Genomic DNA, 25,180 nt, shown 5'->3' with positions numbered 1-25,180 from the left:
GATCCTCCGTTCAGCCTGCGACGGCCACCAGCCCCAGCTCCGCCGAGGTGAGCAGCAGGTCGTTGCGCGGAACGATCCGCACCGTGTAGCCGAACGAGCCGGCGCGACCCAGCTCGACCGCGCCCAGGTACTCGATGGCCCCGCCGATCGCGGACTCCTCGTCGACCGCGAGGTCCCGGATGCGCACATCCGTGAGCTCGTCACTGTTCTGGCTGCGACCGTAGACGACCTGGACGGCGACATCCTCCGGCTTCAGTCCGTTCAACTGGACGCGCGCCCGAAGGTGCAGTTCATCGCCGACCTGCGGGATCGCGTCCACCCCACCGGACTCGACGTGCACGACCGCCACGCCGGGCCACGCCGCTCGCACGCGCGACTTCCAGGCCGCGAGCGCCCTGGCGCCGCAGTAGTCGTCCTCGCTGACCCGGCGCTCGTATCCGCTGGCCGGAATATACATCCGCTCTACGTATTCCCGCACCATGCGGTCGGCGCTGAGCGCGGGCGACAGGGTCGCCAGCGTGTGCCGGATCTGCCCCACCCAGCCCTCTGGCACGCCGTCCACGTTGCGCTCGTAGAACCGCGGTGCGATCTGGTTCTCGATCAGGTCGTAGAGCGCCTCGGCCTCGAGGGCGTCGCGTTCGCTGCCGTCACCTGCGGCGTCCGCCGAAGGAATCGCCCAGCCGTCCTCGCCGTCGTAGTACTCGTTCCACCAGCCGTCGAGGATCGACAGGTTGAGCGCGCCGTTCAGCGCCGCCTTCATCCCGGAGGTACCGCACGCCTCGAGCGGGCGGAGCGGGTTGTTCAGCCAGACATCGGTGCCCGGGTACAGGAGCTGTGCCATCCCGATGTCGTAGTCGGGCAGGAACACCATGCGCGTGCGGATGTCCGGTTCGGCGGCGAACTGCACGAGCTTCTGGATGAGGCGCTTGCCCTCCTCGTCGGCCGGGTGCGACTTGCCTGCGATCACGATCTGCACCGGACGCTCCGGATGCAGGAGGATCGCGCGCAGGCGGTCAGGATCGTGGAGCATGAGGGTGAGCCGCTTGTAGGTCGGGACACGACGGGCGAAGCCGATGGTGAGCACGGAGGGGTCGAGCAGTTCCGACATCCAACCGGGCGTGACACCGCCGGGATTCTGCTTCTCCCAGGCTTGCGCCACCCGCCTGCGCGCGTCTCCGACGAGCTGTTCGCGCATCCGGGTGCGCACCGACCAGATGTCGAGCTCTCCGAGACCGCCGGACGTCCAGTCCGCACTGGTCGTGTCCGTCGTCCCGAGCCGCTCTTCGGCGAGCGCCCGGAGCATCGGATCGGTCCAGGTGGGCGCGTGGACGCCGTTCGTCACCGAGTCGATCGGGACCTCGTCGGCGTCGAATCCCGGCCAGAGCCCGCGGAACATCCGCCTGCTGACCTGCCCGTGCAGCTTGGAGACGCCGTTGGCGTGCTGCCCGAGACGCAGTCCCATCACGGCCATGTTGAACACGTCGGGCGAGCCGCCGGGATAGTCCTCTGCGCCGAGGGCCAGTACGTCGGCCGCCCGCACACCGGGAAGCAGGTCGGTCGAGAAGTACCGCTCGACGAGCGGCCTCTCGAACCGGTCGATGCCCGCGGCGACGGGAGTATGGGTCGTGAAGACCGTGCCGGCGCGCACGACCTGGAGCCCTTCATCGAAGGTGAGTCCTTCGCCGATCAGGTCGGAGATCCGTTCGACCCCGAGGAAGCCGGCGTGGCCTTCGTTGGTGTGGAAGACTTCGGGCTCCGGGGTGCCGGTGAGATCGGCCCAGACCTTGATGGCACGGACGCCTCCGATACCGAGAAGGAGTTCCTGCAGCAGCCGGTGCTCTCCCCCGCCGCCGTACAGGCGGTCGGTGACCGAGCGTAGGCCGTCGTCGTTCTCGGGGATGTCCGTGTCGAGGAGCAGGAGACGGATGCGGCCGACCGCGGCCTGCCACACCCGCGCGTTCAGCGCGCGTCCGTCCGGCAGCGCCAGAGTGATCTGCACGGCCGTACCGTCCGGCTGCCGGAGGACGGAAAGCGGCAGCCCATCCGGGTCGAGGACCGGGTAGCTCTCCACCTGCCAGCCGTCCGGCGAGATCGCCTGCGAGAAGTAGCCCGACCGGTAGAACAGGCCGACGCCGACGAGCGGTACGCCGAGGTCGGAGGCGCTCTTGAGGTGGTCGCCCGCGAGGATGCCGAGGCCTCCCGAGTACTGGGGAAGGGCGGCGGCGATACCGAATTCGGGCGAGAAGTAGGCGATCGACCGGGGCACCGCGCCCTCGAGGCCCTGGTACCATCGCGGCTCGGTCAGGTAGGCACGGAGGTCGTCGCGCAGCCGGTTCGCCCACTCGACGTAGCCGTAGTCGTTCGCCAGCTCCGTCAGTCGCGACGGGTGCACGGCACCCAGCAGCGCGATCGGATCGTGCCCGGTCTGCTGCCAGAGCTCCGGTGAAATGCGTGCGAACAGCTGCCTGGTGGGTTCGTGCCAGGACCAGCGCAGGTTGCCTGCGAGTTCCTCCAGCGCCCCGAGCTGCTCGGGGAGAACTGCGCGAACGGTAAACCTTCGGATCGCCTTCACCCCCACAGCCTAGGCGAGGACGATCGGGTGCGCGCAAGGGTCGGACGCCGCTGCACGCGGAGGGTGCCAAGTCGCGGGCCCGCGCGGTACGGTCAGGGGGTGGGAAAGACTGCGGAGAACCAGAAGGCGGGCAAGGGCACCCGCACGGATGCTGTACGGGTCAGTGACGGTCCCGCACCGTCGCCGTTCGCCCCGGCCATCGGGCGCATCCCGATCCTCGCCCTGTCACCCCAGGTCGATGACGGCGCGTGGCCGGCCAAGGCGTTCAACGGGGAGGTCATCCCGTTCCGTGCCACCGCGTTCCGGGAGGGCCACGACCTGATCGGGGTTGACCTGCTTCTCCTCGATCCGAACGGCGTGCAGACCGAGCACCGGATGAAGGCGGTCGCCCCCGGTACCGACCGGTGGGAGGCGCTCGTCCAGCTCGAGACCGAAGGCCTCTGGCGCTACCGCATCCAGGCGTACGGCGACGAGTACGCGACCTGGCTGCACAATGCGACGGTCAAGGTTCCGGCGGGGGTCGACGTCGAGCTCATGTTCACCATCGGCCGCGGGCTCCTCGAGCGCGCCGCTGAGGACGAACGCCGCAGTACGGCCGAACGCCGCCATCTCGGCGAGGCGGCGAAGACCGTCGCGGACACGTCGAAGACACCCGATGAACGACTCGCGGCCGCGACGGACGCCCGCGTCGTCGGTGTCCTGGACGCCCGCCCTGTCGTCAGCCTCCCGACGCTCTCGCCCACTCGCAGAGTCCTCGTCGAGCGCACACGGGCCGGAGTGGGCAGCTGGTACGAGTTCTTCCCCCGCTCCGAGGGGGCGAAGAAGCAACCGGACGGTTCGTGGAAGTCCGGCACGTTCCGTTCGGCCGCCAAGCGCCTCCCCGAGGTCGCCGCCATGGGGTTCGATGTCGTCTACCTGCCGCCCATCCATCCGATCGGGCACGAATTCCGCAAGGGGCCCAACAACACCCTGAACGCGGGCCCCGGAGACCCCGGGTCACCCTGGGCGATCGGCAGCGCCGAAGGCGGCCACGACGCGATCCACCCGGACCTCGGCACGGAGAAGGATTTCCTGTTCTTCGTCGGCAAGGCGAAGCAGGCGGGCCTTGAAGTCGCTCTCGACCTCGCGCTCCAGGCCGCGCCCGACCACCCGTGGGTGAAAACGCATCCCGAATGGTTCACCTCTCTTCCCGACGGTTCGATCGCGTACGCGGAGAACCCGCCCAAGAAGTACCAGGACATCTACCCGATCAACTTCGACAACGATCCGGTCGGCCTGCGCGACGAGATCCTGCGCATCGTGCTCTACTGGATCTCCCTCGGCGTGAAGATCTTCCGCGTCGACAACCCGCACACCAAGCCGATCGGCTTCTGGGAGTGGCTGATCCACCACGTCAATGCGCAGCATCCCGACGTGGTCTTCCTGGCCGAAGCGTTCACGCGGCCGGCGATCCTGCACACCCTCGGCAAGGTGGGCTTCCAGCAGTCGTACACGTACTTCACCTGGCGGAACACGAAAGACGAGCTCGCCGAGTTCCTCGACGGCCTGGCGCACGAAACCGCCGACTTCCTGCGCCCGAACCTCTTCGTGAACACGCCGGACATCCTCACCGAGTATCTCCAGTTCGGCGGTCCGGCGGCCTTCAAGATCCGTGCCGCGATCGCCGCGACAGGCGCGCCCACCTGGGGGGTGTACTCCGGCTTCGAACTGTACGAGAACGTCGCGCGCGCCGGTGCGGAAGAGTACATCGACAACGAGAAGTACGAGTTCCGTCCGCGCGACTACGCGCGGGCCCAGAACCTCGGTAAATCGCTCGCCCCCTACCTGACCATGCTGAACCGGGCCAGGAGCGAGCATCCGGCCCTGCGGCAGTTGCGCAACCTGCACGTGCACGAGAGCGACGACGACGCGATCCTCGTCTTCAGCAAGTACCTCGCGGGGGCCTTCACCCGGAGCGGCAAACCGGATGCCATCCTCGTCGTCGCCAACGTCGACCCGCATTCCGTGCGCGAGACCGTCGTCCACCTCGACGTCACCCGGTTCGGGATCCCCCAAGGCGGTCAGTTCGAAGTGAAAGACATCGTCACGGGCGCGAAATGGACCTGGGGCGCCGACAACTACGTGCGGCTCGATGCGTTCACCGAGCCCGTCCACATCCTGAGCGTGAAGGGGACCCCCTGATGAGCCCGATCCCCGAAGGTGCGGCCGCGATCGCGCTCCCCACTCTCCGCGACCCGCTGCTCGCCGCCGTCGCGGCCGGCAGCCACCACGATCCCCACGCCGTGCTCGGCCAGCATGTCGTCCGCGCGGACGGCATCGACGACCCCATCACAGTCATCCGCGCCCTCCGGCCGCTCGCGAGCGAGGTCGTCGCCGTGCTCTCGAACGGGGCCCGCATCGAACTCGGTCATCTTGCGCACGGCATCTGGCAGGGCTTCAGCCTGCTCGGACCGCAGGACTACGTGATCGAGACGCACTACGCGAATGCGCCGGCCTGGACAGCGGACGACCCGTACCGGTTCCGGCCCTCGATCGGCGAACTCGACCTGCACCTGATCGGCGAGGGCAGACACGAGCGCCTCTGGGATGCACTGGGCTCGCACTACAAGGCGCAGTACGGCGTGACCGCCGAGAGCATCGGAACCGGATTCGCGGTCTGGGCGCCGCACGCGCGCGCGGTGCGGGTCGTCGGCGACTTCAACGACTGGGACGGAACCCAGCACGCCATGCGCAACATGGGCGAGACCGGCGTCTGGGAGCTGTTCGTCCCTGGCCTGACCCCCGGAACGATCTACAAGTACGACCTTCTCGGCCAGGACGGAAACTGGGTACGCAAAGCCGACCCGATGGCGCGCTACACGGAATGCCCGCCGGCCACGGCATCCGTCGTCGGAGAGACGCACTACGACTGGCATGACGGAGACTGGCTCACGGCGCGCTCCTCGCACAACCCGCACAACGGCCCCATGAGCGTGTACGAACTCCATGTGGGAAGCTGGCGGCCAGGGCTCGGCTACCGCGAGCTCGCCGACCAGCTCATCGAATACGTGGGCGAGCTCGGCTACACGCACATCGAGTTCCTGCCCTTGGCCGAGCATCCGTTCGGCGGCTCCTGGGGCTACCAGGTCACCGGCTACTACGCACCCACCAGCAGGTTCGGCCACCCCGACGATCTGCGCTACCTGATCGACCGCCTGCACCAGGCCGGCATCGGTGTGCTCATCGACTGGGTCCCGGGCCACTTCCCGAAAGACGATTGGGCACTGGCCCGCTTCGACGGTCAGCCCCTGTACGAGCACTCGGACCCTCGCCGCGGCGAGCAGAAGGACTGGGGCACCCTGATCTTCGACTTCGGAAACTCGCAGGTGCGCAACTTCCTGGTCGCGAACGCGCTCTACTGGCTCGAGGAGTTCCATGTCGACGGCCTGCGCGTGGACGCGGTCGCATCGATGCTCTACCTCGACTACTCCCGCGAAGACGGCGAATGGGAGCCGAACAAGTACGGCGGCCGCGAGAACCTCGAGGCCATCAGCTTCCTGCAGGAGGTCACGGCGACGGCGTACAAACGCAACCCCGGCACCGTGATGATCGCCGAGGAGTCGACCAGCTGGGGCGGCGTCACGCAGCCCACCTCCAGCGGCGGACTCGGATTCGGATTCAAATGGAACATGGGGTGGATGCACGACTCGCTGCAGTACATCCACGAAGACCCGATGTACCGCTCCTACCACCACAACGAGATCACGTTCTCGTTCGTCTACGCGTTCAGCGAGAACTTCCTCCTCCCGATCAGCCACGACGAGGTCGTACACGGCAAAGGCTCGTTGCTGAGCAAGATGCCTGGCGATCATTGGCAGCAGCTCGCCAATGTGCGCGCCTACCTGTCATTCATGTGGGCGCATCCGGGCAAGCAGTTGCTGTTCATGGGGCAGGAATTCGGCCAGCCGTCGGAATGGAGCGAGGAGCGCGGCCTGGACTGGTGGATCCTCGACCAGCCGACGCACCGCGGCCTTTTCGACCTGGTAGCCCAGCTCAACCGCGTCTACCGCGCCAACGCCGCGCTGTGGGCGCTCGACAACGACCCCGCCGGATTCGAGTGGATCGACGGCGGTGACGCGGCCGGGAACGTCGTCTCGTTCCTGCGCTGGGACGACGACGGCAACCCGATCGCGGTGCTGATGAACTTCTCGGGGAACCCGCACAGCGACTACCGCGTCGGGCTGCCGTTCGCCGGGCGGTGGGAAGAGCTGCTCAACACCGACGCCACCGCCTTCGGCGGGTCAGGTGTCGGCAACCTCGGCGCAGTCGACGCCGTCGACGAGCCGTGGGGCGGACGCCCGGCTTCCGCGCTCGTCACGCTGCCACCACTGGCGGGACTGTGGCTCAGGCCGTCGAGCTGAGCCAGCCGTCGAAATCGAGGCCGTCGATCGCCTGATCGGGAGCCAGGTTTTCGCCCGCACGCCAGGAGGCGCCCAGTGCGCCGCCCTGACGAACGCCGGCGATGACAGCGCGCGAGCCGGTCGCAGCCTTCCATGCCTGGGCGAGGGCGCGGGACGTCTGGATGCGCGGCCCTCCGACCGTGCGTGTCGCGTCCGCGGGCCCCGATCCTTCAGCGGCATCGACCAGGATGCGCGCGACATCCGGAACCGCGATGGTCTGGAAACGCACCTTCGTGAAGGCCGGGATGACTCCCATCCGAGCGCCGGAAGCGAACGTGGATGCGACGAAATCGTGGAACTGCGTCGTACGCACGATGCGGGTCTCGATCGGCGAATCGCGGAAGGTGCGTTCCTGGGCGGCCTTCGCGCGGTAATACGCGTACGCGGAGCGGTCGACGTTGACGATGGAGAGCAGCACTGCGTGGCCGACGCCGAACCGGGCTGCCGTGTGCAGCAGGTTCTGCGAGCCCGCCATGAAGGTGTGCGCCGCCTCGCGTCCGGCTCCGTTCGACGCGTCGATCAGCACATCGATTCCGTCGACGGCTTCCTCGAGGCCGTCGGCGGTCACCAGATCGACCGTCGCGTAGACGGCGCCGGGCACGTAGGCTGCGCTGTCGTCATCCGGAACCCGTCGACTGGCGACGACCACGTCATGACCTCGGCCGACAGCTTCGGCCGCGATCGCGCGGCCGGCCAGCCCGGTTCCACCGACGACGAGGACGCGCGCCATGCGGAGCCTCCCGAGATCTGGTCTGGCGTGGTGTCAGTACAGAAGCGAGGCCAGCCTAGCCCGCGCCCTCATCACCCGCGGGTCGTCCACACCGACGATCTCGAAATAGTCGATCAGGCGCGCCCGCACGGAGTCGCGGTCTGCACCGGCGAGTTTCGGGAAGAGCGTGAGCAGGCGGTCGAAGGCGTCATCCACATGACCGCCGGAGATGTCGAGGTCGGCGACGAGCTGCTGGGACTCGGCATCGGCCGGGTCCTCCGCGGCCGCGGACCGGATCTCATCGGCAGTCCTGCCCTGGAGGCGGGCGAGCAGGCTCACCTGTGCGAGACCGGCGACCGCCATCGTGTCGCGCGGGTCCTGCGCGATGGCGAGCTTGTACTCGGCGATGGCCCCTTCGAAATCTCCGCGTTCTATCGCTTCGTACGCCTCGGCGTGGTGCGGGGGTAGCGGCTCCGGCTGCGGCTCGGCCTGGTCGTCGGGCTCCACTGGCGCCTGTGCGCCGTCGACGGTCACCCGGCCGGTCACGCCGTTCTGGGCTGCGAGCTGCAGAAGCTGTTCGAAGACGTCGCGCACCTGCGCCTCGGGGAGCGCCCCGGCGAAGAGCTGGACCGGACGACCGGCGATCACGGCTGCAGCGGCAGGGACGGATTGGGCCTGGAATGCCTGCGCGAGCTGCGGATTGGCATCGACGTCTACGGTGACGAGCACGAAGCTGCCGTCATAGTCCAGGATGACCCGTTCGAGCGTCCGCGAGAGCTGCTGCGACGGCTCGGCCCACGATGCTGCGAGGTCCACGATCACCGGTACGGTCATCGACAGGTCGAGGAAGTCGTTGAAGTTGGCGTCGGTGCCCTGGAAGAAGAGACTGGGCAACGCGAGGGACTGCGCCGCCGCGTCGCTCGGGCCAGGTGCCGCCGGCCCTGGCACCGCAGCACGGTCGACCAGGGACGAAAGATCGACGGCCCCGCGCAGGTTGGCGGGAGGGATCTGGCTCATTGAACCTCCTTGGCTGAGACGAGGCCCTGGGCGAACCCGAGCAACGTGATCTTCTGGTCGGAGCCTGCAGGCGGAACGTAGAACGCCAGCTGGTATCCGTACGTCGAGGCGATGCCCTTCTTGCTGGACACCACTCCGCTGAGAGCCGCCGAACTTGCACCGGCGCTGACCTCCGCGCCGGCTTCGACCACCTTCAGTGTCTCCGTCTCGTCCAGATTCGTCCAGACGATCGCGCCGGAATCGTTCGTCGCCATCGCGATGGGATCACCCGCCCCGACCTGGTTGGTGAACGTGAGGGACGCGGTCTTGGGGATGATCGCCTTCTTCTTGGCCTTGTATTCGACGCCGACGGCCGGACGCAGCGTGTCGCCCTGAGCATCGAAGAGGTTGAAGTACGTGCTCTTCGGGCCCTTCATGAGGATGTCGCCGTACGCGGCGGCGAGCTGCTTCGGTGGGAGAAGCAGGAGCTTCGAGTCCGGGGGCACGACGGCCGCACCGATGGCCGCGGGCGCCAGGTCGGGGACCTTGGCCTTGGGCTCGAGCGAGACGGCGTAGGTCACGAGGTAGTTGGACCGCGGCGTCTGCTGCACCAGCGTGATCGCCTGCGGCGCCTGCGTCTTGCTCGACCCTTGGACCACGGTCGACACGACGCGGGGCCACATGTCGGTCGCCTGCGGGAGGGTCAGCGCCAGCGGTCCGGCCGCGATGGCCGGGAGGGCCGCCACGTCGGACTTCTTCGCGCGGATGGCATAGTTCGCCTGACGCAATTGAAGGGCCGGACCGGTGAAACGGGTGGCGATGCCTGTGGAGTCGAGCTTCGCATCCGCCGCCGTCGCGACAGCGGAGATCTTGGTCATGATCCGCTCGAGCTGCGGAACTGTCACGGAAGGCGGCAGCACATCCTTCGCCTTGGGCAGTTCCGTGGTGATCGGAGTCGACGTTGCCATCGGGGTCGCGGCCCCGAAGTGCGGCCAGTAGTCACCGGAGCAGCCGGAGAGCCCGAGAGCCCCGACCAGGACGACCGGAATGGCGACCATGGCGCGCCCCGCCGAGCGGCGCCCCTTCGGCGTCGCTTCGATGGACTTGGTCGGCTTGTACTTGGGTGCCTTCGGAAGCTTCGGCATCTTGGGTCCGCCCTTACGTCTCGGCCCCCGCGACCTGCGCAGTGCGTACAGCCCCCACAGGTAGAGGCCCAGACCGACGATGAGAAGTGCTCCACCGCCGACGATCAGCGGACCCGCCCAGGGTGTGCTGGCGTCGAGCGGCCACACGATCCGGATCTGGTTCGGCGCGGGGGCTGTGCCATCGCTGGCGATGATCACACTGATGTTGTCGGGCACGTTCATGCGGGTCACGTTCGCGTCCGTACCGTCGAACTCCTCGAGCCAGAGGTCCGAGCCGGCAGGGTTCGGACCCTTCCCTTCGGCGGAGGTGCTGGAGCCCGTCGGAGCGGACGTCGCAGGGGCGGTCGATGAGCCCTGGAAATCCACGGCCGGGGGCGGCGTGACCTCCTTGCTGGTCAGGCTGCCGCTGGAGGCGTCGTACTTCAGCGTCGCGTACGACTGGTCGCCCAGCCATGCCGTGACATCGGCGGTGCGACCGTAGGCGACCAGTTCGTTCTTGGCGCCGTTCACGTAGAGGGTCTGCTGACCCGGGTGCGAATTGAGCACGGCGCCGTCGATCACGATGAAGCGGTGGTCGCCGCTGACCGTTGTTGCCGCCGACACCTGGGCGGGCGGTGCGAACACCGTGCGCTGTGCGATGCCGGCGAGGATCATCACGGCCGCCACCACGAAGGCGACGATGGCGAGTACGAAACGCAAAAAAGCTCCTCCTGTGCTGCCCGTTCTCGCTGAGCGATGCGCGGTGCGGCCGGACGACGGTTGCCGCCCTCATCGGGTTCTGGACCACACCATCCGCAGCGGAGCGACCGCCGCGGAACGGCAACAAACAAAGTCACCCAACGATACCGGACCACCCTGAGAGCCCGCCAACCGTTGCCTGCGAGAGACGCAAGTGCGGCACGCAGGTGCTGTCGCTAAGATCGGATCGGTTGCAGCGCCCCACCCCCCGAATGCCTGCAGTCAATTGACCAGGAGAGACAGTGGCGACCGACGAAGAGAACTTCACGCAGGTATTCCGCGGCTACGACAAGGACGAGGTAGACAAGGCCATCCAGGGCCTCCGTCGCGAACTCATCAAGTCGAACACGCAGAGTGCCGAATCGGCCAAGGAGATCAAACGGCTCCAGATCCGCGTGGAGGAGCTCAACGCCGAGATCGAAGAGGTCGGCAGCCCGACCTTCTCCGGGTTGGGCACGAAGCTCGAGAACACTCTCCGTGTCGCTGAAGAGCAGTCGACGCGCTTGATCGCCCAGGCCGACATCGACGCGGAGAAGCTCCGCAACGGAGTCGCAGCCGACGTGGACAAGATCAAGCAGGCGGCGGCCCAGCAGGCCGAGCGCGTGCTCGCCGACGCCCGCGCCCGCGCGGCGACGACCATCGAGGATGCGCAGATCGAGGCGGCTGAACTCGTCGCGAAGGCCAAGGACGACTCCGAGACGCTGACCCAGGATGCGATCCGCGAGGCCGCAGCCATCCGCGGAGCCGTCGCCACCGAGGCTGCGGAACTGCGTGCGACGAGCAAGCGCGAGTCCGCGGCCGTACGTGCGGAGGCCGAGCGGGAGGCGGCAGAGCTGAAGGTCGTCGCCACCCGCGACGCGGCGGCGGCACGTGCCGAGGCCGACGACATCGAGCGCGAACTGAACCAGCGTCGCGCTGAGGCCACGGCCGACCTGGAGGCTGCGCGAGCCGCCTTCGAGGCCGAGTCCGAGCAGGCGCGCCTTGCCCTCGCCCGCGACATCGAGCAGACCAGGGTGGCCCTCGATGCCGAGACCCTCGAAGCGCGCACCGCACTGGCGAATGAGACGCGCCAGGCCCGGGCCGACCTCGCCGCCGAGACGGAACGCGCACGCGCATCCCTCGCGAGCGAGACCGCGCAGACGCGGGCGGACCTGGCCAACGAGGTCCAGACGACGAAGCACGCTCTCGAGACCGAAGTCGACCAGACCAAGCGCGCCCTCGCGGTCGAGGTGGAACAGACGCGTACAGCCCTGACGGCCGAGGTCGAACAGGCCAGGAGTGCGCTGAACGACGATGTCGTCCAGACCAGAAGTGCCCTCGCCGACGAGGTCCTGCAGACGAAGACCTCCCTCGCCACCGAGGTGGAACAGACGCAGGCGAACCTGGCCGCAGAGGTCACGACCACCAAGAGCGCTCTGGCGGCCGAGGTGGAGCAGACGAAGAGCGCCCTCACGACCGAGGTCGAGGAGACGAAGCGCAACCTCGCCCTCGAGGTCGAGCAGACGAAGAATGCGCTCGCGGCCGACGTCGACAGCACCAGGAGCGCGCTCGCCACCGAGGTCGAAGAGACCACGACCACGCTCGCCGCACAGGTCGAGAAGACGAAGGCCGACCTTGCCAACGAGGTGACGAGCACTCGAGCCGAACTCGAGAACGAGGTCACGACGACGCGCGCCGAGCTCGCGAACGAAGTCAACACGGCCCGGACTGAACTCGACAACGAGGTCACCTCGACCAAGGCGGCGCTCGAACAAGAAGTCACCTCGACGAAGGCCGCGCTCGAACAAGAAGTCACCTCGACCAAAGCCGTGCTCGAACAAGAAGTCAGCACGACAAAGGCCGCGCTCGAGAACGACGTCATCACCACGCGGACTGCGCTCGAGAACGAGGTCAGCACGACGAAAGCCGCTCTCGAGAACGAGGTCACGACGACCCGGTCCAGCGTGGCCGCCGAGGTCGACAAGGCCCGTGCCGATCTCGCCACCGAGGTCGAGAAGGTGAAGGCCGAGCTCGAGACCGAGGTGCGTACGACGAAGAACGCGCTCACCGCCGAGGTCGAGGAGACCCGCAACGCCCTCACCGCAGAGGTCGACGGCACCCGGGCAGCACTCGCCGACGAAGTCCTCCAAGCGCAGACGGCTCTCGCGACCGAGGTCGAACAGACGCAGGCGAACCTCGCTGCCGAAGTGACGGCGACCAAGAGCGCCCTCACCGCAGAGGTCGAGCAGACGAAGAGCAAACTCGCCACCGAGGTGAAGCGCACGAAGAGCCGCCTGGCGGCAGAGGTCGAGAAGAAGACCAGCGCGCTGACGGAGGAGGTCGAGACGACCAAAGCCGCGCTGTTGGACGAGGTCGAGACGACCAAGGCGGCGCTGGCCGAAGAGAGCGAGACAGTCCGGCTCGAGCTCGCCAATGAGCGCGAGCAGACCCGAATCGCCCTTGCACGCGAGGCCGAGGACACCCGTGTCGCCCTCGCCGAAGAGACCGAGCAGGCCAGGGTCGACCTCGAGAAGCAGTCCTCGGAGGCGCGCGCCGGGCTGGCGAGCGAGCTCGAGCAGGCTCGTGCCGACCTCGCCGACGAGATCGCATCCGCCCGCTCAGCCTTCGCGGCGGAGAGCGTGGAGGCGCGCGCAGCGCTCGAGAACGCGTTGGCCGCGGTGCGCACGGAGGCACTCGATGCCGCTGCGGCCGGGGCGCGCGAGCTCGAACAGGCGCGCATCGACCTGGATGTGGAGCTCAAGGCCCGCAGGGACGAAGCCGAGAAGGAGCACCTCGCCCGTCACCAGGAGGCTGTCGCCCAGACCCAGAAGTACCTGGATGAGGCCAACCAGCAGCTGGCCGAGGCGATCAAGCGCACGACGGAGAAGCGCGAGGAGGCCGACGCGATCGAGGCCGAGGCCCGCGCCGAAGTCAAGGCAGCGCGCAAGGATGCAGAATCGACAGCGCGCACGATCGTCGGCGAGGCCGAGAAGCGGGCGGCGGACCTTGTCGACGACGCCGAGAAGCGCACGGAACGCCTCGTGGCTGACGCGGAAGAGCGGCTCGCTCAGATTAGGATCGAGCGAGAAGCTGTCGCCGGCTACTTCGAGAACCTGCGCGGTGTGCTCCAGCAGGCTGAGAAGGTGACGTCGGACAACAACGGCTAGACCACGGGGAGAGGTCCGGATGAAGATCCAGAACGCGTTCAGATTCGGCCTCATCGGAACCCTGGGCGTGGGCCTCGGCCTCCTGATCCTGATGTCGATCGTCTCGCTGTCGACGATCCTCACCTACATCGGAGCCGCGCTCTTCATCGCGCTAGGCATCGAACCGCTGATCTTGTTCCTGGAACGCCGCAAGTTCCCCCGCTGGGCAGCGCTGGTCACCGTCCTGGTCGTCATCATCGGTGCGTTCACCGCCCTGATCTGGGCGATCGTGCCCATCGCGGTCGGCCAGGCGACGCAGCTCGTGCAGGGCATCGTCAGCTGGGTGCAGAAAGGCGACGCCCAGAAGTGGTTCGAGCAGCTGCAGCACCAGTTCCCGACCATCGTCAACCAGGAGAACATCAACAACGTCGTCCACTGGCTCCAGAGCAACGTCGGCAACATCACGAACGGTATCGTCCAGACCGGCCTCGGTATCGTGAGCGGGTTCTTCGGCGTGGTCGTCGTGATCATCCTCACGATCTATTTCACGGCTTCGCTGCCGAACATCAAGCGGGCCAGCTACCTGCTGGTTCCCGCCTCGAAGCGCGCGCGGTTCGCCGACCTGGCCGACCAGATTACCGACTCCGTCGGGAAGTACGTCATGGGCCAGGTCTCCCTCGCCCTCGTCAACGGAGCGCTCAGCGCGATCTTCCTGACGATCATCGGCGCGAGGTTCCCGATCCTCCTCGCGTTCATCGCGTTCTTCTTCTCGTTGATCCCCCTCGTCGGAACGATCACCGGGTCAGTGATCATCGTGGCGATCTGCCTGCTGTCCGGCGGCCCGACCGCACTTGCGGCAGCGATCTACTACCTGGTGTACATGCAGGTCGAGGCGTACGTGCTCAGCCCCCGCATCATGAACCGCGCAGTATCGGTGCCCGGCGCGATCGTGGTCATCGCCGCACTCGCCGGCGGATCCCTTCTCGGCATCCTCGGCGCGCTGATCGCGATCCCGTTCGCCGCCTCCATCCTGCTGATCATCAAACAGGTGGTCATACCGCGCCAGAACGAGCTCTGACTCCTCAGGCGTCGGGTGCGACCGGTGATTCGTCCGATCCGGACCACTCCGTCGGAAGCGGCATGGCGGCCGGGTTGACGCGTTTCACGATCTCCGTGAGCACCCGCCTCGTCTGGTACTCTCCCACCCAGAGGTGCTTGCCGCCCTCGACGTTCACGAGTTCGATCTGAGGGACGTCCGCGAATTTTTCGGCCGCGGCAGCGGGGCGCAGGTAGTCGTCGTGCTCAGGGATCAGCGCGACCATCGGCCGGCTGTCCCCCGCCCAGGCCGCGAGTTGCTGCGGCGTCGCACGGTGAAGGGGCGGCGAGAGCAGGATCACCCCGTCGACGGCCAGTTGCCGACCGTACATGAGCGCGAGCTCGGTTCCGAACGACCAGCCGACCAGCCACGGATGCGGAAGGCGCCGCTCGGCGACGAACGCCATGGCGGCGTCGACGTCGAAGCGCTCGTCGACCCCTCCGTTGAACTGGCCGCCGCTCGTACCGCGCGGGGAGCGCGTGCCACGGGTGTTGAACCGCAGGACGGCGATGTCCGCGAGCGCAGGCAGCCGGGCAGCGGCCTTGCGGAGGATGTGGGAGTCCATGAATCCGCCTCCCGTCGGAAGCGGATGCAACGTCACCAGGGTCGCGACCGGCGCCCGGTCGATGGGCACGGCGAGTTCGCCGACCAGCGTGAGGCCGTCGCTCGTGTGGAGTTCGATGTCCTCGCGGCGTGCCGGGAGCTCGACGCCGCCCCTGATCTCGATGGTCAACTGATCCTCCAGCAGTGTGTGTGCCAGTGTCGCCGGGCCGCGATGTCCGCTGCATCCCCCATGAGCCCATCGGCGCGCCAGGTCACGAGGTGCGCGACCCCCGGCTCGATCTCCAGCCCGCAACCCGGGCACGTGTAGACCTTGACCGCCTGCACCGGCGAGACCGGCTGGACGTTCCAGGCGAGACCGCGACGCACCTCGGTGCGTCGCCAGCCCTGGGTGACGCGCGAGAGGTCCAGAGCCTCGTCGTCGTCCGGACTGGTCCTGCGACCTCGGGGACGGTTGCTGCGCGGCATGGGATCCAGTCTAGGACGGGCCTGAACTCAGACCTGGTCGTCACGCTGGGAGGCGCGCGACTCCTCGAAATCGAGCATGAGCTGCGCGTGGGTCAGCACCCGGGAGGAGTAGCTGCCGCGGCTCCGCGCATCCAGCAATGCGTCGCGCTCCGCCGCAAGGACCTGCTCCCTGAGCGCCTGGTACTGCTGGTGCGGTCCGAACGCGGGACTGTCCGAGGCCTCGCGTTCTGCGCGCTCCCACTGCGCTTCCACGCGAAGCATCGTGTCCTCCCGCACCCGCTCGACGACCTCGGGGTCGTACGTGCGGCCGGCCTCGACCTCGTCGTCCGGATGCTCGATGGCGGCCAGCCCCGCTTTGCTCATCTCCTCGAGAAGGCCGGCCAGTTCGCGCCGGTCTGCGGCAGCATCCGAACCCGTGACGCCGAGCCTGCGGATCACCAGGGGCAGGGTGCCGCCCTGGACGAGAAGGGTGACGAGCGCGACAGTGAAGGCGATCAGGATGAGCGGAGAGCGATACGCAGACTGAGGAAGCGTCTGGGCGGCCGCGAGGGTGACGACACCGCGCATCCCCGCCCAGATGAGCACCACGCCCCCGCGCCAGCCGACCGGCGAGTCCTGCAGATCGGAGACATCCGCTTCACGACGCTCGAGATAGCGTGTGAAGCGGTTCCAGCGACGCTCCGAGCGCTCATCCCCCGGCGGCCGGCGTTCGCGCTCGGTGCGCACGCGCTCCAGGCCGTCGGAGAGACGCTCGCCGACTTCGGGGGCGCGTCTCTGGTTCCTGCGCAGCTGCCAGATGATCGGGAGGACGAACAGCGCTCGGATGGCGAGCAGCAGCACGCACAGCGCCAGCCCGAGCACGAATGCACCGCCGAGGCCGAGCACGCCACCCTGTGCCTGCGTGACGATCGTGTTCAGCTGGAGGCCCATCAGCAGGAAGACGCCGTTCTCGAGCAGGAATTGGATGGTGCGCCAGTTGATCTGCTCACTGAGCCGCGCCTGGGCGGTGAACGACTGCGCTGCGCGGTGACCGGTGTAGATGCCGGCGATCACGACGGCGAGCACGCCGGATGCGCCGAGCGACTCGGCGGGGATGAAAGCGACGAAGGGGACGACGAACGAGATCGCAGTCTCCAGCACCGAATCCTTCAGCTTCGCGCGGACCCACACGTTGACCACGCCGACCACGAGACCGACGCCGATCGCGATCACGACCGAATAGAGGAAGTCCCCGCCGATCGCCCACACGCTGAGCGAGGCAGCGGTCGCCCCCAGCGCCGCCTTCAGCAGCACGAGGGCGGATGCGTCGTTCACGAGGCTCTCGCCCTCGAGTACGGCGACCAGTCGCGTGGGAAGGCCGAGCCGTCGGGCGATCGACGTGGCGGCCACCGCATCCGTCGGACTGACGATGGCCCCCAGCGCGATGGCGGAGCCGAGCGGAAGCCCGGGAAGCAGGGCATAGAGCGTGAATCCGACGATGAACGCGCTAGCGATGACGAGCAGGACGGACAGGGTCGAGATCGTGCCGAGATTGCGGCGGAAATCCGTCAGCTGCACCTGGACCGCCGACGAGTAGAGCAGCGGAGGGAGCACCAGCGTCAGGATGACCCACGAGGGCACGATGAACTCGGAGGGCAGCCCCGGCAGGAATGACGTCGCAACACCGACGACGACGAGCACCAGGGGTGCCGCAACACCGAGCTGTTTCGCGAACGCGGCCACAGCGACGACGGTGATCACCCCGACGACAGCGATCAGCGCGATCTCCATGGACCTACGCTACAAGCCGATCGCCTGCGAAGCGATCAGCGGACGACTAGTACCAGCCCGTGCTCTGCGAGTGGTCCCACGCCCCGCACGGGGTGCCGTAACGACCTGTGATGTAGCCGAGACCCCACGTGATCTGAGTGGCGGGGTTGGTCTGCCAGTCCGGCCCGGCGGACGCCATCTTGCTGCCCGGAAGCGCCTGCGGAATACCGTACGCGCCACTGTTGGCGTTGTAGGAGTACACGTTCCAGTGCGACTCGCGGTTCCAGAGGGCGACGAGGCAGTTGTACTGGTCGTCCCCCCAGCCGCGGTCGTGCACCATTTTGTAGCCGATCGCTTGCGCGGTGCCCGGATCGGGCGTGCCTGCCGCGGGAGCTCCCCCGCCGCCGCCGCCGCCACCGCTACTGCTGTTGCTGGACGACGCCTTGGTGGGGGGCGGAACGACCGGCTTGGGCTTCGCCTTCACCGAGACCGCCTCGCGCGTGACCGTGGTCGTGTAGGACCCTTCCACCGTCAACTGCTGGATGGGCTGGGAGCCGAAGCGTGAGGTCGTCACGCTGACGGTCGCCGCAGTCGCACCGGAGTACGGGTCGACGACGTTGACCAGGAGGAAGCCCACGGCAGCGCTGAAAGCGAACGCCCAGAGGCCCGCCTGCGATCGGACATGGGGTCGTCTGACAGCCACCCCGACCGGATTGGACGGCGTGAGTGGCACTAGTTCGGCTTCTCGTCTACCCACGATCACAGAACCATAACGGACATCCGCGTGGATACCAAGACGACGCGGACACACTCAGCGAACGGCCAGCATCACATCGGTGACGCTGTCCAGCAGCAGATCGACCTGGATCTCCTTGTATCCGCCCCGCTGCGGACGGAATGTCACCGTGCGGACTTCGTCGACGCTCATCGGTCGCGCATCCTGGAAATAGCGCACCAGACGGCCCGCGAACCGGTCCACATCCGCCCGGTGATAACCGAACGTGAGGACGCTCGTCCGTGCGAACCGGTGCCCCTCCGGACGGTCGAGGCGATTCAGGATGACCTGCGCCGTCGTGCGCGCATCGTCGTACCACGCGCTGTCGCCGCGCTCGCTCCTGGCGGCTTCACGCTCGCGCGAAGCGAAGGCGTCCTCGAGGCGCTCGAGCGCGGAATCGACGTGCGTGGTCGAGTAGCCGCCCTTCTGCATCGTGAAGGCCGTGTGACGGATGTCTGCTGCCGTCAGCAGGCTGACGCCGTCCTGGTCGGAGTCGTAGGCGCGACGTGCCTGCTGCAGGAACTCCTCGACCTGGTCGACGTCGTAGCCCAGCTTCGATTTGCGGGTGCGGGGAAAGGTACTCACTCCCCTATTGTGCCAAATGCTTCATCGGAAGATCAGGAAGAGCGCATAGGTGGCCGCTGCGGACGGGAGAATCGAGTCGAGGCGGTCGAGGAATCCGCCGTGCCCCGGTAACCACGAGCTCATATCCTTGATTCCGATGTCGCGCTTGATCAGGGATTCTGCAAGATCACCGAGGGTGGCTGTGCAGAGCAGGATCAGACCGAAGACGATGCCGAACCACCACGGCTCGCCGATCATGAAGATCGAGAGCAGGATGCCCGCCACGATGCTGGCGACCGCCGCGCCCGCGAAACCCTCCCAGGTCTTCTTCGGGCTGATCGTCGGTGCCATCGGATGGCGCCCGAACGACAGCCCCGTCGCATACGCTCCGGTGTCGATCGCTATCACGAGGATGAGGAAAGCGAGGGTCCACCACTGTCCCCCGTCCTCGGCGAGCAGGAGCACGGCGAAACTGCCCAGGAACACCACGTAGAGCTGAATGAGCGCACCGGCCCCGAGGTCGCGCAGCAGCTGCGCCGCCGGGACTCCGGGCCGTTTCACCGCGGCCTCGATGAGCCGCCACACCCAGACGAACACGATGCCGGCCGCGAGTGCGATCAACTGCCCGACGGAGTGGCCGAAATAGGCCGCCGGAACGATCGCGACCGACGCGATCATGGTCGGGATGCGCGGCACATCCCAGCCGGCGGCGCGCAGCGCCTGCGTGAGCTCGAACGCCGCGAACACGATGGTCGCCGCGGCGACCAGCATGAACAGTTCTTTGATCACGATCAGGCTGAACAGCATCAGCAGCCCGAACGCGAGCCCGATGAGGATCGCCAGGATGAGATTGCGGCCGGTGCGCGCCTCGATGCGTTCGTTCGTCGCATCGAGCTGCGCCTTGCGGGCCTGCATCTGACGCTCGATGTCGGCACGCGTCGCCTTCACCTGCGCCCGGAACTCTGCGCGCGACGCTCGGCCGCGCTGCGGCGGTACGGGCGGACCCGGTTCGCCCGGAGGAGCTTCGGTCATAGGGGGCCCTAAACCTCGAGGAGTTCGGCTTCCTTGCGCTTCAGAGCCTCGTCGACGGCGTCGACGTGCGTCTTGGTGAGCTGCTCGAGCTCCTTCTCGCCACGTGCCACGTCGTCGTCGCCGACCTCGCTCTTCAGCGCATCGAGGTCGTCCTTCGCTTTACGCCGGATGTTGCGTATCGCGACCTTCGCATCCTCGCCCTTGCTGCGCACGATCTTGACGAACTCACGACGACGCTCCTCAGTGAGCTCCGGAAGTGTCACCCGGACGATCTCACCGTCGTTGCCGACATTGGCGCCGAGGTTCGGAGTGTTGACGATGGCCTTCTCGATCTCTTTCAGCGCGGACTTGTCGTACGGCGTGACGAGCAGCACCCGTGCCTCCGGGTTCTGGAGCGACGCCAGCTGCGCGAGCGGGGTCGGCGAACCGTAGTACTCGACCAGGATCTTCTGGAACAGCTGGGGGTTCGCCCGACCGGTGCGTACCGTGCCGAAGTCGTCCTTCGCCGCCTCGACGGTCTTGCTCATGCGCTGGCGGGCGTCGGAAATCACATCCGCGATCACGGTCACTCCTTCAATCGGTGGGCGTCAGTCAAGCTTACCGTTGCGCTCAGCGCACGCCGGCGCTGAGGAGGGTGCCGATTTCCGCGCCGAGGATGGCAGCGGTGACGTTGCCTGCGGGCTCGATCCCGAAGATGCGCATCGGCATCCCGTTGTCCATGCAGAGGCTCAGTGCTGTCGAGTCGACGGCTCGCAGGTTCTGCTGAAGCGCTTCCTGGTGGGAGATCTGCTCGATCATGCGAGCGTTGGGGTTCTTCTTGGGGTCGTCGGAATACATCCCGTCGACGCCGTTCTTGGCGACGAGGACGATGTCCGCCTCGATCTCGAGAGCGCGCTGCGCGGCGACGGTGTCGGTCGAGAAGTACGGCAGCCCAGCGCCTGCGCCGAAGATGACGACACGGCCCTTCTCGAGGTGCCGTTCGGCGCGACGGGGGATGTACGGCTCGGCCACCTGGGTCATCGAGATCGCGGACTGCACCCGGGTCTCCGCGCCGGCCTGCTCGAGGAAGTCCTGGAGTGCGAGCGAGTTCATCACGGTGCCCAGCATGCCCATGTAGTCGGCACGACCACGGTCCATCCCGCGCTGCGAGAGTTCGGCACCCCGGAAGAAGTTGCCTCCGCCGACCACGATCGCCACCTCGACGTCGGAGGCGGCCTGTGCGATCTCGCGGGCGATGGAGCTGACGATGTCGGGGTTGACGCCGAGCTGTCCCCCGCCGAACGCTTCACCGGAGAGCTTGAGAAGGACCCGGCGCCTCTTGTTCGATTCCGACATACGTGTACGAGTCCTTCCGATCCGGTTTTTCTAAAGCTAGCTGCTGGGGGCAGAGAAAAGGAGTCCGGATCGAGATTCGATCCGGACTCCTTCACAGGGAGGTCAGGCGCCGACCTTGAAGCGGGCGAAGCCCGAAACGGTCAGTCCCGCATCCTTCAGAACGGTGCTGATGGTCAGCTTGTTGTCCTTCGCATAGTCCTGCTCGAGGAGAGCGACCTGCTTGAAGTAGGCACCGAGGCGACCCTCGATGATCTTCGGCAGCGCAGCCTCGGGCTTGCCCTCGTTGCGCGAGATCTCCTCGACGATGCGGCGCTCGTTCTCGACCGCGGTCGCCGGGACATCCTCGCGGGTGAGGTACTCGGGGTTGGCGAAGGAGATGTGCTGCGCGATGCTGCGAGCGGTCTCGGCGTCGTCACCCGAGTATCCGACCACGACGCCGACCTGCGGGGGCAGGTCCTTGGACGTCTTGTGCAGGTAGATCGCGAAGTGCTCGCCGGAGACGACCGCGACGCGACGCAACTCGATCTTCTCGCCCAGGATGGCCGCCTCATCGCTGATCAGGTCAGCGACGGGCTGGCTGCCGGCGGGGGCGGCGAGGCCCTCCTCGACGGTGGCGGCACCGGCCGCCGCGACGGCGTCGAGCACCTTGTCGGCCAGCGCGATGAACTTGTCGCCCTTCGCAACGAAGTCGGTCTCGCACGCCAGCTCGATGAGCGTTGCGGTCGAGCCGTTCTCCTTGGCGGCGACGAGTCCCTCGCTCGTGGAGCGATCGGCACGCTTCGCGTTGCCCTTCGCACCCTTGAGGCGCAGGATCTCGGTCGCCTTGTCGAGGTCGCCGTCGGCCTCCTCGAGAGCCTTCTTGGTGTCGACCATGCCCGTACCGAGCTGCTCGCGCAGTGCCTTGATGTCAGCGATGCTGATGTTTGCCATGTTCTTCTGAGAACCTTCTGTCGAAAAATGTACGAAAGGTGAAGCCGGAGTTACTTGGCTTCTGCGTCGGTGGCCTCGGCCTCGACGACGGCCTCGGTCGCGTCGTCGATCGCGACGGTCTCGTCGGCGGCGGCCTCGGTCTCGGCGACGGCCTCTTCGACGGTCTCGGCCTCATCGGTCTCGGTGCCGAGTTCGGCCTTCGCCGCCTTGAGGTCCGCGTCGACCGACTTCGCGGTCTCGGGGCTCGACTGGAGCTCCTGGCCCGACGCCTGGAGGAGCTCCTGCTCCCACTCGGCGAGCGGCTCGGCCGGCTCTGCGCCCTCTTCGGGCTTCTGGTGACGCTGGATCAGACCCTCGGCGGCGGCGTCGGCGACGATGCGCGTGAGCAGACCGACCGAACGGATGGCGTCGTCGTTGCCCGGGATCGGGTACTGCACCTCGTCGGGGTCGCAGTTCGTGTCGAGGATGCCGATGACCGGGATGCCCAGCTTCTTGGCCTCGTCGATCGCGAGGTGCTCCTTCTTCGTGTCGACGACCCAGAGCGCGCTCGGGGTCTTCGTCAGATTGCGGATACCGCCGAGCGACTTGTGCAGCTTGTCGAGCTCGCGCTTCTTGATGAGGAGCTCTTTCTTGGTGAAGCCGCTCGTGGTGCCCTCGAAGTCGAGCTCCTCGAGCTCCTTCATGCGTGCGAGTCGCTTGGAGACCGTCTGGAAGTTGGTCAGCAGGCCACCGAGCCAGCGCTGGTTCACGTAAGGCTGGCCGACGCGGGTCGCCTGCTCGGCGATGGCGTTCTGGGCCTGCTTCTTGGTGCCGACGAAGAGGATGGTGCCGCCGTGGGCGACCGTCTCGCGGACGAACTCATAGGTCTTGTCGATGTAGGCCAGCGACTGCTGGAGATCGATGATGTAGCTGCCAGAGCGCTCGGTGAGGATGAAGCGCTTCATCTTCGGGTTCCACCGGCGGGTCTGGTGTCCGAAGTGGACGCCGCTGTCGAGCAGCTGGCGCATGGTTACGACGGCCATTTGCCGTACTCCTGTTCCGGCACGCCGCACGAACATGCGGATGCCAATCGGTTCTCAGCGACGACCGGACGGCCGCCACTCCTGGTGCCCGGCGCGCATCCGCCACCGCTGTTTCCAGAGATGGACCGTGTGGATGCGACGCGGCGCTGCATGAGCGCAGTGGGCACGCGTAGTCACCCCGGCGAGCGGGGTGCTCCATGAATACTATCATCCGCCGGCGGGGGTCCCTTTCCGCCGCCGATCGGCCCTTCGAGGGCGCCTACCCGATGCTGTCTCCCGAGCTGGTGACAGAGACACCGCGGGATTTCCGGGCGTTCGCGAACAGGGTCTCGGCGTGCTCGAGCGCCATCCCGTTGGTCTCAGGGATCTTGAAGAACACGAAGATGAACGACAGCGCGGCGAACACTGCGTACATCCCGTAGGTGAACACCAGGGAGAAGTCGGCGAGCGGCGGGAAGGTGACCGTGACGAGGAAGTTCGCGATCCACTGCGCCGCGGCCGCGACACCGAGCGCCTTCGCGCGGATCTTGGTCGGGAAGATCTCGCCGAGCAGCACCCACACGAGCGGTCCCCACGAGGCGCCGAAGCAGACCACGAACACATTCGCAGCGATCAAGGCGACCGGTCCCCACGGGTTCGGAAGCTCCACGGCCCCGTGGACCTTGTCGGCGAAACTGAAGGCGACGGCCATCGTACCGAGCGAGACGGCCATGCCGACGGACCCCGTGAGAAGGATCGGCCTGCGCCCGACGCGGTCGACGAGCAGGATGGCGACGATGGTCACGAGCACGTTCGTCACCGAGGTGATCACGGTGATCAACAGGGAGTTCTTCTCCGTGAACCCGACAGCGCGCCACAGCGTCGTGGAGTAGTAGAAGATGACGTTGATACCCACGAACTGCTGGAAGACCGACAGGATGATGCCGATCCACACGATCGGCTTCAGTCCGAAGGTGCTGCCCCGGAGCGTCGCTTTCAGCCCCTCCTTGTCCTCGGAGATCGATCGCTCGATGTCGCCGATCTGGCGGTCGATGTCACTCTCCGGGACCAGCGTCGCGAAGATCTCCCGCGCTTCGTCGCGCTTGCCGGTGGCGAGCAGGTAGCGCGGTGATTCCGGGATGGTGAGGGCGAGGATCCCATAGACCACCGATGGGATCACGCCGACGAGGAACATCCATCGCCACGCCTCGAGACCCAACCACAACTGGTCGGAGGCCGAGCCCGCGATTCCCGCGAGCAGTGCATCCGAGAGCAGCGCGATGAAGATACCGATCGTGATTGCGAGCTGCTGGAGCGACGCCAGCCCGCCGCGGGACTGCCTGGGCGAGATCTCGGCGATGTACGCGGGAGCCACGACGGATGCGATTCCGATGCCGAGGCCGCCCACGACGCGCCAGAACCCCAGGTCCAACGCTGAGAAGGCGAGGCCGGCACCGATCGAGCTGACCAGGAACATGATGGCGCCGAGGAGCATCACCTTGAGACGACCCCAGCGGTCTGCGAGCCGGCCCGCGATGTAGGCGCCGACAGCGCAGCCCAGGAGGGCGATGGCGACGATGAAGCCGGTGACGAAGGCATTGAGCGCGAAATGTCCCTGGACGGAATTGACCGCGCCGTTGATGACGGAGGAGTCGAACCCGAAGAGGAAGCCTCCGACCGCTGCGGCGAGAGCGAGCCCGACCACCTTGCGCCGCATCGCCGGGGTCGGTTTCGCCCCTTCCCATTCCTCGTCGTTCGAGGCTGGCGTTCTGTCGTTTCGCTCGGACATGGGTTCCCCCTTGATCGCTCCCTTTCCGCCTACGGTAGCCCCGCCATCTCCCGAGAGTAAGGGGCGGGTGTCGTTCACAATCAGGCTCGCCGAACGGATCTGAACAGCTCCCGCACGGGCGTCCGCTCCGGAGATGCGGAACGACGACGATGGATC

Annotated in this window: 19 protein-coding genes; 4 read left to right on the top strand and 15 right to left on the bottom strand. The window is 67.1% G+C overall.

The genetic code is table 11. From position 1 onward, the window contains the following. Window positions 1–10 precede the first annotated feature (10 nt). Window positions 11–2,572, bottom strand: a complete 2,562-nt coding sequence (gene glgP / locus ACV7NN_RS19195; protein ID WP_463351142.1) for an alpha-glucan family phosphorylase — start codon at window positions 2,570–2,572, stop codon at window positions 11–13. 198 nt (window positions 2,573–2,770) lie between these two features. Between glgP and ACV7NN_RS19190 the strand changes: the two genes are divergently transcribed. Beyond that, entirely contained in the window at window positions 2,771–4,753 is a 1,983-nt protein-coding gene (locus tag ACV7NN_RS19190) for an alpha-1,4-glucan--maltose-1-phosphate maltosyltransferase (RefSeq protein WP_463351333.1), read from the top strand. Beyond that, window positions 4,753–6,972 (top strand): 1,4-alpha-glucan branching protein GlgB, encoded by a 2,220-nt coding sequence (glgB, locus tag ACV7NN_RS19185; RefSeq protein WP_463351141.1) that lies wholly within the window; start codon window positions 4,753–4,755, stop codon window positions 6,970–6,972. Before ACV7NN_RS19190 ends, glgB begins: the two co-directional genes overlap by 1 nt. Here glgB and ACV7NN_RS19180 read toward each other — a convergent pair. The 3 genes from ACV7NN_RS19180 to ACV7NN_RS19170 are packed head-to-tail and all read right to left on the bottom strand — an operon-like array spanning window position 6,956 to window position 10,560. Next, a complete protein-coding gene (locus tag ACV7NN_RS19180) occupies window positions 6,956–7,741 on the bottom strand; it encodes an SDR family oxidoreductase (RefSeq protein ID WP_463351140.1) in 786 nt (261 codons plus the stop codon). The genes glgB and ACV7NN_RS19180 overlap by 17 nt on opposite strands. Before the next feature lie 33 nt (window positions 7,742–7,774). Further along, on the bottom strand, window positions 7,775–8,737 hold the full coding sequence (locus tag ACV7NN_RS19175) for a co-chaperone YbbN (protein ID WP_463351139.1): 963 nt from the start codon (window positions 8,735–8,737) through the stop codon (window positions 7,775–7,777). Continuing rightward, window positions 8,734–10,560 carry a hypothetical protein gene (locus ACV7NN_RS19170; RefSeq protein WP_463351138.1) on the bottom strand — a complete coding sequence of 609 codons (1,827 nt, stop codon included), beginning with the start codon at window positions 10,558–10,560 and terminating at the stop codon, window positions 8,734–8,736. Before ACV7NN_RS19170 ends, ACV7NN_RS19175 begins: the two co-directional genes overlap by 4 nt. Window positions 10,561–10,841: 281 nt before the next feature. On the opposite strand from ACV7NN_RS19170, the gene ACV7NN_RS19165 reads away from it, so the two are divergent. Next, window positions 10,842–13,745 carry an apolipoprotein A-IV repeat region-like domain-containing protein gene (locus ACV7NN_RS19165; RefSeq protein ID WP_463351137.1) on the top strand — a complete coding sequence of 968 codons (2,904 nt, stop codon included), beginning with the start codon at window positions 10,842–10,844 and terminating at the stop codon, window positions 13,743–13,745. A 19-nt stretch (window positions 13,746–13,764) separates the two neighbouring features. Continuing rightward, window positions 13,765–14,802 (top strand): AI-2E family transporter, encoded by a 1,038-nt coding sequence (locus ACV7NN_RS19160; protein WP_463351136.1) that lies wholly within the window; start codon window positions 13,765–13,767, stop codon window positions 14,800–14,802. Window positions 14,803–14,806: 4 nt separating this feature from the next. On the opposite strand, the gene ACV7NN_RS19155 is transcribed toward ACV7NN_RS19160, so the two are convergent. The 11 genes from ACV7NN_RS19155 to ACV7NN_RS19105 form a co-directional block, all read right to left on the bottom strand. After that, window positions 14,807–15,547 carry an alpha/beta hydrolase gene (locus tag ACV7NN_RS19155; RefSeq protein WP_463351332.1) on the bottom strand — a complete coding sequence of 247 codons (741 nt, stop codon included), beginning with the start codon at window positions 15,545–15,547 and terminating at the stop codon, window positions 14,807–14,809. Between the two features lie 2 nt (window positions 15,548–15,549). Beyond that, a complete protein-coding gene (locus ACV7NN_RS19150; protein ID WP_463351135.1) occupies window positions 15,550–15,849 on the bottom strand; it encodes a hypothetical protein in 300 nt (99 codons plus the stop codon). A gap of 27 nt (window positions 15,850–15,876) precedes the next feature. Beyond that, window positions 15,877–17,619 carry a cation:proton antiporter gene (locus ACV7NN_RS19145; protein ID WP_463351134.1) on the bottom strand — a complete coding sequence of 581 codons (1,743 nt, stop codon included), beginning with the start codon at window positions 17,617–17,619 and terminating at the stop codon, window positions 15,877–15,879. A 46-nt stretch (window positions 17,620–17,665) separates the two neighbouring features. After that, on the bottom strand, window positions 17,666–18,301 hold the full coding sequence (locus ACV7NN_RS19140) for an aggregation-promoting factor C-terminal-like domain-containing protein (protein ID WP_463351133.1): 636 nt from the start codon (window positions 18,299–18,301) through the stop codon (window positions 17,666–17,668). 108 nt (window positions 18,302–18,409) lie between these two features. Further along, window positions 18,410–18,958 (bottom strand): DivIVA domain-containing protein, encoded by a 549-nt coding sequence (locus ACV7NN_RS19135; protein WP_463351132.1) that lies wholly within the window; start codon window positions 18,956–18,958, stop codon window positions 18,410–18,412. A 21-nt stretch (window positions 18,959–18,979) separates the two neighbouring features. Beyond that, window positions 18,980–19,969: a phosphatidate cytidylyltransferase gene (locus ACV7NN_RS19130; RefSeq protein WP_463351131.1), complete on the bottom strand. Its 990-nt coding sequence runs from the start codon at window positions 19,967–19,969 to the stop codon at window positions 18,980–18,982. An 8-nt stretch (window positions 19,970–19,977) separates the two neighbouring features. Then, complete coding sequence (frr, locus tag ACV7NN_RS19125; protein WP_463351130.1) at window positions 19,978–20,532, bottom strand: ribosome recycling factor; 555 nt, start codon at window positions 20,530–20,532, stop codon at window positions 19,978–19,980. A gap of 46 nt (window positions 20,533–20,578) precedes the next feature. Beyond that, window positions 20,579–21,304, bottom strand: a complete 726-nt coding sequence (gene pyrH, locus ACV7NN_RS19120) for a UMP kinase (RefSeq protein WP_463351129.1) — start codon at window positions 21,302–21,304, stop codon at window positions 20,579–20,581. A 102-nt stretch (window positions 21,305–21,406) separates the two neighbouring features. After that, window positions 21,407–22,234, bottom strand: a complete 828-nt coding sequence (tsf, locus tag ACV7NN_RS19115; protein ID WP_463351128.1) for a translation elongation factor Ts — start codon at window positions 22,232–22,234, stop codon at window positions 21,407–21,409. Window positions 22,235–22,284: 50 nt separating this feature from the next. Continuing rightward, window positions 22,285–23,256 (bottom strand): 30S ribosomal protein S2, encoded by a 972-nt coding sequence (gene rpsB / locus ACV7NN_RS19110; protein WP_463351127.1) that lies wholly within the window; start codon window positions 23,254–23,256, stop codon window positions 22,285–22,287. Window positions 23,257–23,515: 259 nt separating this feature from the next. Beyond that, complete coding sequence (locus ACV7NN_RS19105; RefSeq protein ID WP_463351331.1) at window positions 23,516–24,952, bottom strand: sugar porter family MFS transporter; 1,437 nt, start codon at window positions 24,950–24,952, stop codon at window positions 23,516–23,518. Window positions 24,953–25,180: the final 228 nt, after the last annotated feature.

The sequence above is a fragment of the Leifsonia sp. Ger2509 genome, assembly GCF_055231915.1.
The sequence above is the reverse complement of the archived record's forward strand: the minus strand, read 5'-3'. Positions and strand labels throughout refer to the sequence as shown.

Excerpts from the sequence above, each read along its gene's own strand:
- glgB (WP_463351141.1), top strand. The coding sequence starts at position 4,753 with ATGAGCCCGATCCCCGAAGGTGCGGCCGCGATCGCGCTCCCCACTCTC.
- ACV7NN_RS19180 (WP_463351140.1), bottom strand. The coding sequence starts at position 7,741 with ATGGCGCGCGTCCTCGTCGTCGGTGGAACCGGGCTGGCCGGCCGCGCG.
- ACV7NN_RS19175 (WP_463351139.1), bottom strand. The coding sequence starts at position 8,737 with ATGAGCCAGATCCCTCCCGCCAACCTGCGCGGGGCCGTCGATCTTTCG.
- ACV7NN_RS19160 (WP_463351136.1), top strand. The coding sequence starts at position 13,765 with ATGAAGATCCAGAACGCGTTCAGATTCGGCCTCATCGGAACCCTGGGC.
- ACV7NN_RS19150 (WP_463351135.1), bottom strand. The coding sequence starts at position 15,849 with ATGCCGCGCAGCAACCGTCCCCGAGGTCGCAGGACCAGTCCGGACGAC.
- ACV7NN_RS19145 (WP_463351134.1), bottom strand. The coding sequence starts at position 17,619 with ATGGAGATCGCGCTGATCGCTGTCGTCGGGGTGATCACCGTCGTCGCT.
- ACV7NN_RS19130 (WP_463351131.1), bottom strand. The coding sequence starts at position 19,969 with ATGACCGAAGCTCCTCCGGGCGAACCGGGTCCGCCCGTACCGCCGCAG.
- pyrH (WP_463351129.1), bottom strand. The coding sequence starts at position 21,304 with ATGTCGGAATCGAACAAGAGGCGCCGGGTCCTTCTCAAGCTCTCCGGT.
- tsf (WP_463351128.1), bottom strand. The coding sequence starts at position 22,234 with ATGGCAAACATCAGCATCGCTGACATCAAGGCACTGCGCGAGCAGCTC.
- rpsB (WP_463351127.1), bottom strand. The coding sequence starts at position 23,256 with ATGGCCGTCGTAACCATGCGCCAGCTGCTCGACAGCGGCGTCCACTTC.
- ACV7NN_RS19105 (WP_463351331.1), bottom strand. The coding sequence starts at position 24,952 with ATGCGGCGCAAGGTGGTCGGGCTCGCTCTCGCCGCAGCGGTCGGAGGC.